The sequence below is a fragment of the Pseudomonas brassicae genome (assembly GCF_010671725.1).
GTDB classification, from domain to species: Bacteria; Pseudomonadota; Gammaproteobacteria; order Pseudomonadales; family Pseudomonadaceae; genus Aquipseudomonas; species Aquipseudomonas brassicae.
Genome location: NZ_JAAHBU010000512.1, coordinates 1 through 1,925, shown reverse-complemented (window position 1 = coordinate 1,925; position 1,925 = coordinate 1). Strand labels below are relative to the sequence as shown.

General features: G+C 64.4%; 1 protein-coding gene and 1 pseudogene. One reads left to right on the top strand and one right to left on the bottom strand.

What is annotated here, in order from left to right; genetic code table 11:
* Positions 1–30: 30 nt before the first annotated feature.
* Positions 31–877 (bottom strand): annotated as a pseudogene (gene nadC / locus G3436_RS25465) (carboxylating nicotinate-nucleotide diphosphorylase).
* Positions 878–1,151: 274 nt separating this feature from the next.
* Between nadC and G3436_RS25460 the strand changes: the two are divergent.
* A partial coding sequence (locus G3436_RS25460) for a DUF1631 family protein (RefSeq protein ID WP_163950941.1) occupies positions 1,152–1,925 on the top strand: 774 nt, incomplete at its 3' end.

Genomic DNA, 1,925 nt, shown 5'->3' with positions numbered 1-1,925 from the left:
TGCAGGAGCCGGCCTTGCCGGCGAAACCTTTTACAGACTCAAGCGCATCGACAGGTCCACCGCTTTCACATCCTTGGTCATCGCACCAATCGAGATGTAGTCCACCCCGGTCTGGGCAATCACCCGCAAGGTGCCCTCGTTGACCCCGCCGCTGGCCTCAAGCTTTGCCTTGCCGGCATCAGCGCACCGCCTCGCGCATCTCATCCAGGCTCAGTTCGTCGAGCATGACGATATCGGCACCGGCCTGCAGTGCTTCGCGCAGTTCATCCAGGCTTTCCACTTCGACTTCCACCGGCTTGCCCGGGGCAATGCTGCGCGCCGCCATGATCGCCTGGGCGATGCCGCCACTGGCAGCGATGTGGTTTTCCTTGATCAGGAAGGCGTCATACAGGCCGATGCGGTGGTTGTGGCAACCGCCGCAGGTCACCGCGTACTTCTGCGCCAGGCGCAGGCCCGGCAAGGTCTTGCGGGTGTCGAGCAGCTTGACCTGGGTATCGGCCACCAGGTCTGCCAGGTGTTGCGCATGGGTGGCCACCCCCGACAGCAGTTGCAGGAAGTTCAGCGCGCTGCGCTCGCCGGTCAGCAGCGAACGCGCCGGGCCTTCCAGGTGGAACAGGGCCTGATTGGCCTTGGCCCGTTCACCGTCGCTGACCTGCCAGTGCACCGCCACCCGCGGGTCGAGTTGCCGAAACACCGCATCCACCCAGGCCGTGCCGCTGATGACGCAGTCATCGCGGGTAATGATGGTGGCCTTGGCCAGGCGCTGCGCCGGGATCAACTGGGCGGTGATGTCGCCGCTGCCGACGTCTTCGAGCAACGCGCGGCGCACATTGGCTTCGATTTCGGCAGTCAGGTCGGCAAGACGTAAATTCGGCATGGTCGGCTCCACAAGCTAAGTGGCCGGGATTATAGGGCAGGCCGGGGCGCGGATGCAGCAAGCAGCGGCGCAGCTGTCGGCTTTGTACCTTTGGTCTGCGGGAATTGAGCTTTTCGGCGCCATGACGGTCTATCACACGTCCGCCGAAATGTACTGCACAGTTCGCTGGCAGGACGCCGAGTTTTGCCAGATAATGCGCGCCTTGTTATTGGCGTCATGTCTTTGACATGCGTTTTCCATTCACTCGCAGCACAACTCTGCAAAGGAGACCGGGATGCCCAACGACGGCAAGGTGGTGCCGTTCAAGGCCACCGCTGACCATGCGTCGCGTACGCCCATGGCGCGCTTGCCGGTCATCTTGCTGCAGGTGCGCGACAAGGCGGCGCAACAGTTGCGCCAGGCCTTGCAGAGCCTGTTCGACAATGCCGACGACACCCTGTTCGAGATGGCCGATACGGCCCCCGACGACGCCGAGCAGAACCTGTTCTTCGAAGCCATGCGCGACCTGCGCCTCAAGCGCAAAAGCATCGAGCGCGCGTTCCTCGACCTGTATTACCAGGCATTCATCGACATCGTCGGGCATGAGGCGGCCACGACGCTGGCCCAGCGTGCCAGTGGCTACGACAAGCTGACGCTGGTTGCGCAGCATGCGCGCGAGCGTGCCGCCGCCGTCGAGGCGATGGTGGTCAGGGTGCTGCGGCGTGACGGCTTTGCCCTGGGGCAACTGACCCTGCGCTTCAACAGCCTGATCAGCCAGCGCCTGGACGACCGCCTCAATCCGCTGGGGCCGGCACTGCTGTGCGAGTATTTCTTGCAGGCCGGGCGCAGCCTGGGCGTAGGCATCAAGGTCAAGCTGATCCTGCTCAAGCTGTTCGAGCGTTATGTGCTCAGCGATGCCGGGCAGTTGTACGGCGAAGCCAACCAGCTGCTGAGCGCCACCGGGATCCTGCCCGAGCTCAAGAGTGTGCACAGTCGCCGTGCCGCCCAGCCGGCGCCGGCCAATGTGGCGCACCCGGCCAGCCACGCGGCGCGCCATGCCCCGGCCGAT